Genomic DNA, 14,421 nt, shown 5'->3' on the forward strand with positions numbered 1-14,421 from the left:
CCATGATCCGTCCGCGCCGCTCCATCCGCGAAAAACTCGTCACGATCGTGATGTCGACGACGCTCGCCGCGCTGGCCGTGTCCGTCGGCACCGTCGTCGTCTACGACCTGCGCAGCTATAAACACGCGCTGCTGACCGACCTCGCGACGCAGGCCGAACTGGTGGGGCACATGACGTCGGCCGCGCTGGCCTTCGACGACGCGCGCCTCGCGCGCGAGAACCTGGCCCTGCTGCGCAGCCGGCCGTCGGTGCGCGCCGCCGCGATCTACGACGAGAAGGGCGCGCTGTTCGCGACCTATGTGGCGCCCGGCGCGGACAGCACGTTCCCGGTGCGGCCCGCGAAGGGCGGCCGGTCCGTGCATGCGGGCGGCACGGCAACCTATGTCGGGCGCGGCGACGAACTGGTGCTGTACAAGCCGATCAGCGAAAACGGCGACCTGCTCGGCACCGTCTACCTGCGCTCGGAAAACCAGCTGATGGAACGCATGCGCGACTACCTCGTCATCTGCGCGTGCGTGACGGTGCTGGCCCTGTTCACCGCGTGGCTGCTCGTGCGCCGCCTCGGCCACACGATCACGACGCCCATCGATGCCATCACCCGCATCGCGCGCGAAGTCGTGGCGCGGCGCGACTATTCGCGGCGCGCACCGCGCATCAGCGAGGACGAGGCGGCGGAACTCGTCGACTCCTTCAACGCGATGCTGACCGAGATCGAACAGCGCACGCGCGCGCTCGAAGACTCGAACCGCGAGATCGCGCGCCTGAACGAAGGCCTGGAAGCGCGCGTGCAGGAACGCACGGCCCAGCTGGAGCTCGCCAATTCGGAACTGGGACTCGCGATCGACGAAGCGCGGAATGCCAACCAGGCCAAGTCCGCGTTCCTGTCGTCGATGAGCCATGAGCTGCGCACGCCGCTCAACGCCATCCTCGGCTTCGCGCAGATCCTGGCATCGAAGGACATGCCGACGACGCCGGAGCAGAAGCTCGAATTCTCCGGCCATATCCTGAAATCCGGCCGGCACCTGCTCACCCTGATCAACGAGATCCTCGACCTGGCCAAGGTCGAGGCGGGGGCCGTGAGCCTGTCGATGGAGCCGGTGCTGCTGGCCGAGGTGCTCGCCGAATGCGAGGGCATGATCGCGCCGCTGGCCGCCGCGCGCGGCGTGCGCGTGCTGTTCCCGGAGGCGCCGGCGGCGCGCCTGCTGGCCGACCGTACGCGCCTGAAGCAGGTCCTGCTGAACCTGTTGTCGAACGCGGTGAAGTACAACCGCGACGGCGGCGCCATCGTCGTCGATTGCGCGCAACCGGCGCCGCAGCGCCTGCGCCTGTCGGTGCAGGACACGGGCATGGGCTTGAGCCCTGAACAGGTCGCGGGCCTGTTCCAGCCCTTCAACCGCCTGGGCCAGGAAGCGGGCACGCAGGAAGGCACGGGCATCGGCCTCGTGGTGACGCGCCGCCTCGTCGAGCTGATGGGCGGCGAGATCGGCGTGACCAGCAGCCCCGGCGTGGGCAGCGTGTTCTGGATCGAGCTGGCCGTCGCCGGTACGGATGGCGCGTTGCCTGCCGCCCCGCCTGCCGCGCGGTCGGTGCCCGTCCCGGCGGACGGCACCGGACCCGGAGAGCCGCATACGGTGCTGTACATCGAAGACAATCCGGCCAACCTGAAGCTCGTGCAGGAGATCGTGCGCTTCCGGTCCGACCTGCGCCTCGTGAGCGCGCCGGACGGCCACTTCGGCCTGTCGCTCGCGCGCAGCCAGAAACCCGACGTCATCCTGATGGACCTGAACCTGCCCGGCCTCTCCGGGTTCGAGGTCCTGGCGCAGTTGCGCCGCGAACCCGAGACCGCGCGGATCCCGGCCATCGCGGTATCCGCCAACGCCATGCGCGCCGACATCGACCGCGCGCTGGCGGCCGGCTTCACGTACTACCTGACCAAGCCGATCGACATCGGCCAGTTCAACGAGGCCATCGACGCCGTACTGTCAGCCCGAATGAGGACGACCCCATGATTTCCCCCACCGACATCCGCCACGCGCACATCCTCGTCGTCGACGACGAACCGGTGAACGTGCAGCTGCTCGAGTTCCTGCTCAAGACCAGCGGCTACGAGCACGTCGCCAGCACCACCGACCCGCGCCAGGTCGCCGCGCTGCACCTGCAGCATCGCTACGACCTGATCATCCTCGACCTGCAGATGCCGCACATGGACGGCTTCCAGGTGATGGAAGCGTTGAAGCCGATGGAGCGCGAGTCCTGGCTGCCCGTGCTCGTGGTGACGGCGGAGCCGGACAAGAAGCTGGCCGCGCTGGAAGCGGGCGCGCGCGACTTCATCGGCAAGCCGTTCGACACGGTGGAGGTCCTGACGCGCATCCGCAACCTGCTCGAAGTGCGGCTGTTCCACAAGGAGTCGCAGGACTACGGCGCGCGCATGGAGCGCACGGTGCGCGAGCGGACGGCCGAGCTGCAGCGCTTCCGCGGCGCGATGGACGCGACCACCGACGCCATCTTCCTCGTCGACGCGCGCACGATGGCGATGGTCGACGTCAGCGACGGCGCCTGCCGCATGCTGGGTTTTTCGCGCGAGGCGTTGCTGCGCATCGATCCGGTGGCGCTGGGCCTCGCGGAACGCGCTCAGCTCGAACGCTATGCGGACCCGGCGTCCACGTCGCGCGAGCACGACATCGTCGAGACGGAGCTGCTGCGCGCGGACGGGCAGGGCGCGGTGCCGGTCGAGATCAGCTGGCAGCTGCAGCAGCAGGACAACAGCCACCGCATCCTGATCGCCGTCGCGCGCGACATCAGCGAGCGCCTGCAGGCCGCGCAGCGCCTGAAGCACATGTCGAACTACGACAGCCTGACCGGCCTGCCGAACCGCAGCCTGTTCTTCCACACGCTGCGCGACGCCATCGAACTCGCGCAAGACAAGAACTGGCGCATCGCCGTGCTGTTCATCACGCTCGACCGCTTTAAAATCGTCAACGACTCGCTCGGCCCCGCGTTGGGCGACGAGCTGCTGCGCCAGTTCAGCACGAGACTGGTGCGCTGCGTACGCCTGCGCGACACGATCGGCCGGCTCGGTGGCGACGAGTTCGCGCTGATCCTGACGATGACGCGCGAGCAGACGGAGGACGAAGCGGTCAGCGTCGCCAACGAGGTGCGCGAGGCGCTGCGCGCGCCGTTCGACCTGAACGGCCAGCAGGCCGTGCTGACGGCCAGCATCGGCATCGCGATGTACCCGGACGACGCCACGGACCCGGGCACGCTGGTGAAATACGCGGACGTGGCGATGGTGCGCGCGAAGGAGGCGGGCCGCGACGGCTACCGCTTCTTCACGGCCGGGATGAACGTGCAGGTGCTGGCGCGGCTCGACCTCGAACTGGCGCTGCGCGCGGCCATCGACGGCGAGCAGTTCGAGCTGCACTACCAGCCCAAGCTGGACCTGAACACGGGCCGCGTGACCGGCGTGGAGGCGCTGCTGCGCTGGCGCCGTCCCGGCGTCGGCCTCGTGTATCCGGCCGAATTCGTGCCCGTCATGGAAGACACGGGCATGGTCGTGCGCGTGGGCGCGTGGATCATCGACGAGGCCTGCCGCCAGATCGCCGCGTGGAATGCGGAGGGCGTGCGCGACGTACGCGTGGCCGTCAACGTGTCGAGCCGCCAGTTCGTCGAGGGCGACCTGGAAGGCGACATCCGCGCGGCGCTGGCGGAGCACCGCGTGGATCCGGGCCTGCTCGAACTGGAGCTGACGGAAAGCGCGCTGATGTCGAACTTCGAGCACACGGTGCAAGTGCTGGAGCGGTTGAAAGCGCTGGGTATCCGCATCGCCATCGACGATTTCGGAACCGGCTATTCGAGCCTCGCGTACCTGAAGCGCTTCCCGATCGACAAGCTGAAGATCGACATCGCGTTCGTGCGCGACATCACGACGAACCCGGACGACGCCGCGATCGCGCTGGCCATCATCAGCATGGCGCACAGCCTGCACATGCAGGTGATCGCGGAGGGCGTGGAATCGCGCGCGCAGATGGCGCTGCTGCGCCGCCACCGCTGCGACGAGATCCAGGGTTTTCATTTTTCGCGCGCGCTGCCGCCGGCCGACCTGGCCCGGCTGGTGCTGGAGAACCGCGCCCAGCCGACGCGCCCGGCGGAGGACGACCGCAACGTCCAGACGCTGCTGCTGGTGGACGACGACGTCAACGTGCTGGCCGCACTGCACCGGCTGTTCAGGCGCGACAACTACCGCGTGCTGACGGCCGCGTCGCCCGCCGAGGGCTTCGAATTGCTGGCGCTGTACCACGTGCAGGTGATCCTGTGCGACCAGAAGATGCCCGTGATGAACGGCACCGAATTCCTCAGCAAGGTCAAGGAGATGTATCCGGACACGATGCGCATCATCCTGTCCGGCTACACGGGCGTGGAGACGGTGCTCGATTCGATCAACCGGGGCGCCATCTACCGCTTCTACACGAAACCGTGGAACGAGACGGAATTGCGCGACAACGTGCGGCTCGCGTTCCGCCAGTACTGGCTCACGCACGGGCCGTACGATGACCGCAAGACGCCGCGCGGTGACGAGGAAGCGGCGTAGGTCAGCCCGCGCTGAAATGGTCCCAGCCGGCCAGCTGCAGATCGAGATCTGTGCCGTCCGCATCGACGAGACGCAAGCCCCGTTCGGAAGTGATCGACCCCACCCGCGTCACGGCCGTCCCGCTGGCCGCGCCGGCGGCCACGATCGCATCGCGCTGCGCCACCGGCGCCGTGAAGCACAGTTCGTAATCGTCCCCGCCGGCCGCGGCGAAGCGGCGGCGTAGTCCGATCGGCTGGCGGGCCAGTGCCGGGCCGGCCGGCAGCGCGTCCACGTCCAGCACGGCGCCCACGCGCGACGCGGCGAGGATGTGCTTCAAATCGCCCACGAGGCCGTCCGAGATGTCCAGCGCGGCATGCGCGAGGCCGCCTTCCGCGAGCAGGCGCCCGAGCGCCACGCGCGGCGTGGGCGCGTGCATGCGCTGGCCGGTGGCGGCGTGGTCGGCGGCATCCAGCGCGACCTCGCTGCGGCGCGCGGCCAGCCACAGGCGCGCATCGCCCAGCGTGCCCGAGATCCAGATGTCGTCGCCCGCGCGCGCGGCGTCGCGCCGCAGTGCCTGGCCGGGCGCCAGCTCGCCGAAGATCGTGATGCACACGTTCAGCGGGCCCTTGGTCGTGTCGCCCCCGACCAGCTCGCAGCCGTGGGCGTCGGCCACCGCGAACAGGCCGCGCGAGAAGGCGTCGAGCCAGTCGGGTTCCGCCGCCGGCAGCGACAGCGCCAGCGTGAAGCCGAGCGGCCGGGCACCCATCGCGGCGAGGTCCGACAGGTTCACGGCGAGACACTTGTGCCCGAGCGTGAACGGGTCGGCGCCGGCAAAGAAATGGCGGTCCTCGACCAGCATGTCGGACGAGACGGCCAGCACCTTGCCGGGCGTGGGGGACAGCAGCGCGCAATCGTCGCCGATGCCCAGGAAGGTGTTGGGACCGGGCGCGCGGTCGCGCTGGAAGTAGCGCTTGATGAGATCGAATTCGGAGAGCATGCCGCGATTCTAATCCGTGACCGCCGCCACGTGGGCCGCGCGCCGGTAGCCGCCGGGCCCGATCCCGTAATGGCGCTTGAACACGCGGTTGAACGCGGCTTCCGACTGGTAGCCGACGGCCAGCGCGACGTCGCCGACGGCGCCCTCTCCCTGCAGCAGGGCGCGGGCGGCGCGCGCCATGCGCAGCTGGGTCAGCATGTCGGCCGGCGGCATGCCGCACAGGCGCGCGAACAGGCGGGCGAACGTGGCGCGCGACATGTGGCACGCCTCGGCCAGGTCTTCCACCTTCCACGGCCGTTCGGGCGATTCCAGCATGCGGGCGAGCGCGTTGCCCAGGCGGCGGTCGGCCAGGATGGCGAACAGGCCGGGCGCCTCGTGACCGGTTCCGGCCAGCCAGGCGCGCAGCAGCAGCGCGAACAGGGCGCCCGACAGCTGGGCGACGACGACGTCGCCGCCGGGCCGCACCACCGTCGTCTCGTGCTGCAGCAGCCGCACGAGCGCGTGCTGGCCGGGGAAGTCATCGGCGCGGCGGGCGCGCACGACCATCACGTCGGGCAGGGCGCGCGCGAGGGCCTGGCGCGCGGCGCCGTCGAACACGAAGCTGCCGCACAGGATCGCCGTGGCGGGTCCATCGCCTTCGTTGCCCTTGCGTTGCAGCGGGCCGTCGGCGCCGAGCGATCGCACCGGGGCGGCGTCCGCGGCCGGCCCCGCGTGCAGGCGGTGCGCGCTGCCGCTGGGGAAGACGACGACGTCGCCCGTCGCAAGGTCCAGCGTGTCGTGGCCGGGGACGTCGACGCGCGCGCCGCCCTCGACGATCACGTGGAACGGCGCCACGCCCGGCGTCGCGGCGGGTTCGTCCAGCACCCAGGGCGCCGCGAGTTCGCAGCGGATGTCGAGGGAGGTGCGGATCGTGTACAGCGACAGCAGGCGGCTCAGGGTATCCATGTCTTTATCAGATGAGACGATTGGGCAAATTATCGCAGCATCCGGGCATTCATCGTACTAGTCCAAGGGCCTAGACTTCTTTCCACACCAACCCACAACGAAAGGAAAGATCATGAGCCGTCTTAACGCACTGGGTACCAACGCCACCGGCCGTACCGCCGAACTCTTTACCGCCATCAAAGCGAAACTGGGCAAGGTCCCGAACGCGTACGACACGATCGGCAACAACAGCGCCGTGGCCCTGGAGGCGCTGCTGGGCTTCGATGCGAAGCTGGCCGACACGAGCCTGTCGAAAAAAGAGATCGAGGTGATCAAGCTGGCCGTCAGCGAAGTGAGCGGTTGCGATTATTGCCTGGCCGCGCACACGCTGATGGGCAAGATGGCCGGCCTGGGCCCGGACGCGATCCTGGCCGCACGGAAGGGCACGCCGGGTGGCGACGCGAAACTGGATGCGCTGTCGACGTTCGTGCGTGACGTAACGGGCACCCGCGGCACCGTGCCGCAGCCGGTGGTGGATGCGTTCAAGGCGGCCGGCTACACGGATACGCAGGTGGTGGACACGATCTTCGCGATCACCAGCATCACGTTCACGAACCTGCTGAACCGCATCAACGACACGGTGGTGGACTTCCCGAAAGCGCCTGCCTGAAGCGGAACGGGGCGGGAAGCGGAGGCAGGTGCCATGCTACCTGCCTCCGGTCACGACTGTCGATACCAAGAAATACGTAGACGGTTCGCGGTGACACTCTGCTAAAATCGGAGACCCCCGGTCAGTTCAGGAAGGCTGCAAAGCATGGATTCGTCAATCGATAAAAAAGAAGAACTACGTCAACAACTGCGGGCTGCCGCGCTCGAGTACCACCAGTTTCCCTCTCCCGGCAAGATCGCCGTCACCCCGACCAAATCCGTCTTGAACCAGCGTGACCTGGCCCTGGCGTACTCGCCGGGCGTCGCCGCGCCCTGCGAAGAAATCGTCAAGGACCCCGCCAGCGCGTATAAATATACGGCGCGCGGCAACCTCGTCGCGGTCATCTCGAACGGTACCGCCGTCCTCGGCCTCGGCAACATCGGCCCGCTTGCCTCGAAACCGGTCATGGAAGGCAAGGGCGTGCTGTTCAAGAAGTTCGCCGGCATCGACGTGTTCGACATCGAAATCAACGAAACCGATCCGGACAAGCTGATCGAGGTGATTGCCGCGCTGGAACCGACGTTCGGCGGCGTGAACCTCGAGGACATCAAGGCGCCCGAGTGCTTCTACATCGAGCGCAAGCTGCGCGAGCGCATGAAGATCCCGGTCTTCCACGACGACCAGCACGGCACCGCGATCATCGTCGGCGCCGCCATCCTGAACGGCCTGAAGGTCGTCGGCAAGGATCTCAAGAAGTGCAAGATGGTCGTGTCCGGCGCGGGCGCCGCGGCGCTGGCCTGCCTCGACCTGGCGGTCGACCTCGGCTTCCCGATCGAGAATATTTACGTGACCGACCTCGCCGGCGTCGTCTACAAGGGCCGCACCGAGCTGATGGACCCGGACAAGGAACGCTTCGCCCAGGATACGCCGGCCCGTTCGCTGGCCGAGATCATCCCGGACGCCGACATCTTCCTGGGCCTGTCCGCCGGCGGCGTGCTCAAGCCCGAGATGGTCGCGAAGATGGCGCCGAACCCGCTGATCCTGGCGCTCGCCAACCCGAACCCGGAAATCTTGCCGGAAGACGCGAAGGCCGTCCGCGACGACGTCATCATCGCCACTGGCCGTTCGGACTACCCGAACCAGGTCAACAACGTGCTGTGCTTCCCGTACATGTTCCGCGGCGCGCTGGACTGCGGCGCGACGACGATCACGCGCGAAATGGAAATCGCCGTCGTGCACGCGATCGCCGACCTGGCCCACGCGGAACAGTCGGACATCGTGGCGTCGGCCTACGGCATCTCGAACCTGTCGTTCGGTCCGGAATACCTGATCCCGATGCCGTTCGACCCGCGCCTGCTGACGCACATCGCGCCGGCCGTCGCCAAGGCCGCGATGGAAGGCGGCGTCGCCACCCGTCCGATCGCCGACCTGGCCGCGTACGCCGAGAGCCTGCAGCAATTCGTCTACCGCAGCGGCAGCTTCATGAAGCCGCTGTTCCAGATCGCCAAGAGCGCGCCGGCCGAGCGCAAGCGCATCGTCTTCGCCGAGGGCGAGGAAGAGCGCGTGCTGCGCGCGGTGCAGGTCGTCGTCGACGAGAACCTGGCCCGCCCGATCCTCGTCGGCCGTCCGGCCGTGCTGGAAAAGCGCATCGAGAAATTCGGCCTGCGCCTGAAGCAGGGCAAGCACTTCGACGTCATCAACCCCGACTTCGACGAGCGCTACCGCGATTACTGGCAGTCGTACCACCAGATGGTGATGCGCAAGGGCGTCACGGAAGACCTCGCCAAGCTGGCGATGCGCCGCCGTCACACGCTGATCGGGGCGATGATGATCCACAAGGGCGACGCCGACGGCATGATCTGCGGCACCTACGGCACGACCGACGTGCACCTGCAGTACATCGAGCAGGTGCTGGGCAAGCGTGCCGGCAGCAACGTCTATGCGGCGCTGAACTTCATCATCACGCAGGAACGCCAGATCGCGATGGTCGACACGCACGTCAACGAGAATCCGACCGCGGAAGAGCTGGCCGAGATCACGCTGATGGCGTCCGAGGAACTGGAGCGCCTGGGCATCACGCCGCGCGTGGCGCTGCTGTCGCACTCGAACTTCGGCACGTCGAACAGCGCGTCGGCCAGGAAGATGCGCGCCGCGCTGGCCCTCATCCAGCAAAAGGCCCCGAACCTGGAAGTCGACGGCGAGATGCACGGCGACACGGCCCTGGACGCGAAGCTGCGCGCCAAGATCATGCCGCAATCGACGCTGAAGGGCGACGCCAACCTGCTCGTCATGCCGAACATCGAAGCCGCGAACATCGCCTACAACGTGGTCAAGACGGCGGCCGGCAGCGGCGTCGCCATCGGCCCCGTGCTGCTGGGTTGCGCGCGTCCGGTGCACATCCTGACCCCGTCGGCCACCGTGCGCCGCATCGTCAACATGACGGCGCTGTGCGTCGTCGACGCCGTCTCGGAGCGTTGATACGACACCTTTGTGTTGTAGATTTGCCACCTGTGACGAAATGACTCAAAAGGGCCCATTGCGGCCCTTTTGTCATTGAAATGTAGAAGTTCCCGACATTTCGTGAATATGTAATAAAGCTTGAGGCACTCGTAACAATGCGTAATCACGCGACGTGTTTGCGGGCTTTCAGGCGATAATAGACGAGTACATATTGCTTCTTTTGCACGATTTCTTTTGTGCAAAGGCCCAGGCACCACTCTGTTACAATGCGGGGTTGTTGGAAAATTATCTGGTCCGCGCCAGCGCGGCCGACGACCCGCATGCCGACCCGCCTCGGCTGTTGCGGCGGCCGCTACGGACCACCACTGGATCACCAAGAACATGCAAACAACAAAAAAGGCCCTGATCACCGGTATTACCGGGCAGGATGGAGCCTATCTGGCACAATTGCTCCTGGAAAAGGGCTACTCCGTGACCGGCACTTTTCGCCGGTCCAGCTCGGTTAATTTCTGGCGCATTGCCGAACTCGGTATCGAGCAGCATCCGAACCTGAACCTCGTCGAATACGACCTCACCGATCTCTCCTCGAGCATCCGCCTGATCGAATCCACCCGTCCCGACGAGGTGTACAACCTGGCCGCGCAGAGCTTCGTCGGCGTTTCGTTCGATCAGCCCGTGACCACCGCCTCGATCACCGGCATCGGCGCCGTCAACCTGCTGGAAGCGATCCGCATCGTCCACCCGAAAGCGCGCTTCTACCAGGCCTCCACGTCGGAGATGTTCGGCAAGGTGCAGGCCGTGCCGCAGGTCGAGTCGACCCCGTTCTATCCGCGCAGCCCGTACGGCGTCGCCAAGCTGTACGCCCACTGGATGACCGTGAACTACCGCGAGTCCTATGGCATCTTCGGCAGCTCGGGCATCCTGTTCAACCACGAGTCGCCACTGCGCGGCCGCGAGTTCGTCACCCGCAAGATCACGGATTCCGTCGCCAAGATCGTCCTGAACAAGCTGGACGTGCTGGAACTGGGCAACATGGACGCCAAGCGCGACTGGGGCTATGCGCGCGAATACGTGGAAGGCATGTGGCGCATCCTGCAGGCCGACGAGCCCGATACGTTCGTGCTGGCCACCAACCGCACCGAAACGGTGCGCGACTTCGTCACCATGGCCTTCCGCGGCGCCAACCTCGACGTCGAGTGGAAAGGCAAGGGCGAGCAGGAAACGGGGCATTGCGCCCGCACCGGCAAGCTGCTCGTGCGCGTGTCGCCGAAGTTCTACCGTCCGGCCGAGGTCGACCTGCTGATCGGCGACCCGTCCAAGGCGCAGCAAGAGCTGGGCTGGAAGGCCGAGACGTCGCTCGAACAGCTGTGCCAGATGATGGTCGACGCCGACCTGCGTCGCAACGAGACCGGTTTTTCGTTCTGACATGAACCGCATGGTCACGGAAGACCTCGTCCGGATGGTTGAGCCCAAGGAAGGCGAGGGCAAGCGCGCCCTCATCACCGGCCTGCGCGGCTTCACCGGCTACTACATGGCGCGCGAGCTCACCGCTGCGGGCTATCACGTGTTCGGCACGGTGTTGCCGGGCAGCGAGACCGGACCGGACATCTTCACCGTCGACCTGACCGACCGCGCCGCGCTGGCCGCCGTCATCGAACAAGTGCGGCCGGACGTGGTGGTCCACCTGGCCGCCATCGCATTCGTGGCCCACAACGACGCCGAGCAAATGTACCGCGTCAACGTGGTCGGCACCCGTAACCTGCTGGAAGCGCTGGCGCACGGTGCGCACAAGCCGTCCAAGGTGCTGCTCGCGTCGTCCGCCAATATCTACGGCAACGCCGCGGTGCCCGTGATCGACGAATTCGTGCCGCCCGCGCCGGCGAACGACTACGCCGTCAGCAAGCTCGCGATGGAATACATGGCGCGCCTGTGGATGGACAAGCTGCCGATCGTGATCGCGCGGCCGTTCAACTACACGGGCGTCGGCCAGAACGAGAACTTCCTGCTGCCCAAGATCGTGTCGCACTTCCGCAAGGGCGCGCGCCGCATCGAGTTGGGCAACCTGGCGATCGCGCGCGATTTTTCCGACGTGCGCACGGTGGCGAAGAGCTACCGGCGCCTGCTCGCGGCGGCACCCGCCGGCGAAGTCTTCAATGTCTGCTCCGGCCGCTCGCACTCGCTGGAGAGCCTGATCGACATGATGAGCGACATCGCCGGCTACCGCATCGAAGTGCACGTCAACCCCGCCTTCGTGCGCGCCAACGAGGTGCTCACGCTGTCCGGCAGCAACGCCAAGCTGGCAGGCACGATCGGTACGATCGAGCCCACGCCGCTGGTCGACACGCTGCGCTGGATGTACCAGGCATGAACAGGGTGCCGACCGGCCTGGACACCACCATGATCGAACTGGGCCTCCCTAAACGACGACCGGACGGCACGCCCGCCCTGCAGGACCGCCTGCGCGCGCTCCCCGGTTCCGCCGAGGCCGCCAACGATGCGCTCTTGCAGCCGGACCTGCGCATCGGCATCGGCACGACCATGATCGAGCCGGCCTTCACGGGCGGGCACCTGGACGGCATCGGCGTCTATACGCAGGCATTGCTGCGCCACCTGCCGCACGCCGGCTGCGCGATGCGGCCGTATTCCTGGCCGCGCCTGCGCAGCGCCGGGCCCGTGACGAAGGGCGAAGCGTTGCCCCGTACCTTCGAACGCGCGTCCTTCGTCGACCTCCTGACCCCGGACGCGCACCGCGTGCACATGCCCGTCGACGTGTTCCACGTGACCGACTACCGCGTCGTGCGCATGGATTGCCCCGTGGTCGCCAGCCTGCACGATGCGCTGCCCGTGAAACATCCCGAGTGGTGCAATCCGCGCATGCGTGGCCTGAAGAACTGGCTGCAGCGCAAGGCCGCGCAAAAGGCCGACCACGTGATCGCGCTGTCGCACTTCGCCATCGACGAACTGGTCGACTGCTTCGGCATCGACGAGCGCCGCATCACCGTCGTGCCGTGCGGCGTGGATGAAGAATGGCTGGCGCCGCCGCCGGCGCATGCCGTGGCGATGACCCTGCAGGCCAACGGATTGCGGCCGGGGTATTTCCTGTTCGTGGGCACGCTGCAGCCACGCAAGAACGTCGAGCGCCTGCTGGACGCCTACCTGTCGCTGCCGCCCGCCGTGCGCGCGGAGCGCCAGCTCGTCATCGTCGGCAGTGCCGGTGCGCGCTCGGAAGACCTGCTGCGCCGCATCGCCGCCGCCGTGCAGGACGGGGCGAACGTCGTCTGGCTGAACCGGCTCACCGACAACACCGAACTGCGCCACGTGTACGCCGGCGCGGGCGTGTTCGTGTTCGCGTCGCTGTACGAAGGCTTCGGCATCCCGGTCGTCGAGGCGTTCGCGTCCGGCGTGCCGGTCGTCGCGTCGAACACGACGTCGCTGCCGGAAGTGACGGCCGGCGCGGCGCTGGAGGTCGATCCGCTCGACACCGGCGCGATCGCCGACGCCATGCTCGCGCTGGCGCGCGAACCCGCCGTGCGGGCGCGCTGCATCGCGGCCGGGCGGGCGCGCGCCGCCCAGCTGACCTGGAACGCGACGGCGCGCCAGACCGCCGCCGTCTACCGCTCTTTACTCTGACCAGACTGCCTCCATGTCCCAGCCCATGCGTGTCCTGCACTTCTACAAGACCTATTTCCCCGATTCGGTCGGCGGCGTCGAACAGGTCATCCGTCAGATGTGCGTGGGAACAGGGCGTCTGGGCATCACGAACCAGGTGTTGTCGCTGTCGCGCGACCGCCGCCTGGAACCGTTCGACTACGAAGGCCATACGGTGCACCGCGTGCCGCTGAACTTCGAGGTGGCGTCGAACGCGGTGTCGGTGCAGGCGATCGGCAAGCTGGCGCGCATGGCGGCGGAAGCCGACGTCGTGCACTACCACTTCCCGTGGCCGTTCATGGACCTGGCGCACTTCATCGCCCGCATCGACAAGCCGACCGTCGTCACGTACCACTCCGACATCGTGCGCCAGAAAGCGCTGCTGAAGCTGTACCAGCCCCTGAAGCACCGGTTCCTGGAAAGCGTCGACACGATCGTCGCGACGTCGCCCAACTACCTGGCGTCGTCGGCCGTGCTCGACCGCTACCGCGACAAGACGCGCGTGATCACGTTCGGCCTCGACAAATCCAGCTATCCGGAACCGGACCAGGCCCGCCTGGACCACTGGCGCGCGCGGGTCGGCCCGAAATTCTTCCTGTTCGTGGGCGTGCTGCGCTACTACAAGGGCTTGCACATCCTGCTCGACGCCGTGGCCGGCACGGATTACCCCGTCGTGATCGTCGGCGCGGGGCCGATCGAGGCGGAACTGAAGGCGCACGCCGAGCGCCTGGGCCTGAAGCGCGTGCAGTTCGTCGGCGCCGTGGACGACCTCGACAAGGCGGCGCTGCTCAAGCTCTGCTACGCCGTCGCCTTCCCGTCGCACCTGCGCTCGGAAGCCTTCGGCATCTCGCTGCTGGAAGGCGCGATGTACGGCAAGCCGATGATCTCCAGCGAGATCGGCACGGGCACCACGTACATCAACGTGCACGGCGAGACGGGCCTGGTCGTGCCGCCGTCCGACCACGAGGCGCTGCGCGCCGCGATGACGCGGCTGTGGCACGATCCGCAGATGGCGCAGGAGATGGGCCAGCGCGCGGAGGCGCGCTACTGGCAGCTGTTCACGTCGGCGCAGATGGCCGACAACTATGCGCGCCTGTACCAGGAACTGGTGGCGCGCCGGGCGGATGTGCGACTGGCTGCCGCGCCGCGTCTGGGCTAAGGTCACGCGTGGGCACG

Annotated in this window: 10 protein-coding genes; 8 read left to right on the top strand and 2 right to left on the bottom strand. The window is 67.4% G+C overall.

Going from position 1 to position 14,421, the window contains the following annotated elements; translation table 11 throughout:
- Positions 1-2: 2 nt before the first annotated feature.
- Both ACEN9G_RS15845 and ACEN9G_RS15850 read left to right on the top strand, forming a co-directional pair.
- Entirely contained in the window at positions 3-2,009 is a 2,007-nt protein-coding gene (locus ACEN9G_RS15845; RefSeq protein WP_413343711.1) for a sensor histidine kinase, YfiR-like protein-associated, read from the top strand.
- Positions 2,006-4,588 carry an EAL domain-containing protein gene (locus ACEN9G_RS15850; RefSeq protein WP_413343709.1) on the top strand — a complete coding sequence of 861 codons (2,583 nt, stop codon included), beginning with the start codon at positions 2,006-2,008 and terminating at the stop codon, positions 4,586-4,588. The genes ACEN9G_RS15845 and ACEN9G_RS15850 overlap by 4 nt, the downstream gene beginning before the upstream one ends.
- A 1-nt stretch (position 4,589) precedes the next feature.
- Here ACEN9G_RS15850 and thiL read toward each other — a convergent pair whose 3' ends face one another.
- Both thiL and ACEN9G_RS15860 read right to left on the bottom strand, forming a co-directional pair.
- Positions 4,590-5,564: a thiamine-phosphate kinase gene (gene thiL / locus ACEN9G_RS15855; protein WP_483126750.1), complete on the bottom strand. Its 975-nt coding sequence runs from the start codon at positions 5,562-5,564 to the stop codon at positions 4,590-4,592.
- A gap of 9 nt (positions 5,565-5,573) precedes the next feature.
- Complete coding sequence (locus ACEN9G_RS15860; RefSeq protein ID WP_495605438.1) at positions 5,574-6,509, bottom strand: AraC family transcriptional regulator; 936 nt, start codon at positions 6,507-6,509, stop codon at positions 5,574-5,576.
- A 112-nt stretch (positions 6,510-6,621) separates the two neighbouring features.
- Here ACEN9G_RS15860 and ACEN9G_RS15865 point away from each other — a divergent pair, with 112 nt between their 5' ends.
- The 6 genes from ACEN9G_RS15865 (at position 6,622) to ACEN9G_RS15890 (ending at position 14,404) form a co-directional block, all read left to right on the top strand.
- Entirely contained in the window at positions 6,622-7,158 is a 537-nt protein-coding gene (locus ACEN9G_RS15865; RefSeq protein ID WP_413342766.1) for a carboxymuconolactone decarboxylase family protein, read from the top strand.
- Between the two features lie 144 nt (positions 7,159-7,302).
- Positions 7,303-9,615: an NADP-dependent malic enzyme gene (locus tag ACEN9G_RS15870; protein WP_413342768.1), complete on the top strand. Its 2,313-nt coding sequence runs from the start codon at positions 7,303-7,305 to the stop codon at positions 9,613-9,615.
- Positions 9,616-9,978: 363 nt separating this feature from the next.
- Positions 9,979-11,022, top strand: coding sequence for a GDP-mannose 4,6-dehydratase (gene gmd / locus ACEN9G_RS15875; RefSeq protein ID WP_413342770.1), 1,044 nt, complete (start codon positions 9,979-9,981; stop codon positions 11,020-11,022).
- Position 11,023: 1 nt separating this feature from the next.
- A complete protein-coding gene (locus ACEN9G_RS15880; RefSeq protein ID WP_082577100.1) occupies positions 11,024-11,965 on the top strand; it encodes a GDP-mannose 4,6-dehydratase in 942 nt (313 codons plus the stop codon).
- Positions 11,962-13,227 (top strand): glycosyltransferase family 4 protein, encoded by a 1,266-nt coding sequence (locus tag ACEN9G_RS15885; RefSeq protein ID WP_483126752.1) that lies wholly within the window; start codon positions 11,962-11,964, stop codon positions 13,225-13,227. The genes ACEN9G_RS15880 and ACEN9G_RS15885 overlap by 4 nt, the downstream gene beginning before the upstream one ends.
- A 25-nt stretch (positions 13,228-13,252) precedes the next feature.
- The gene (locus ACEN9G_RS15890; protein ID WP_413345295.1) at positions 13,253-14,404 is read left to right on the top strand and encodes a glycosyltransferase family 4 protein; all 1,152 of its coding nucleotides are present in this window, start codon (positions 13,253-13,255) and stop codon (positions 14,402-14,404) included.
- Positions 14,405-14,421: the final 17 nt, after the last annotated feature.

It is taken from the genome of Massilia sp. Masssp94 (genome assembly GCF_059491305.1).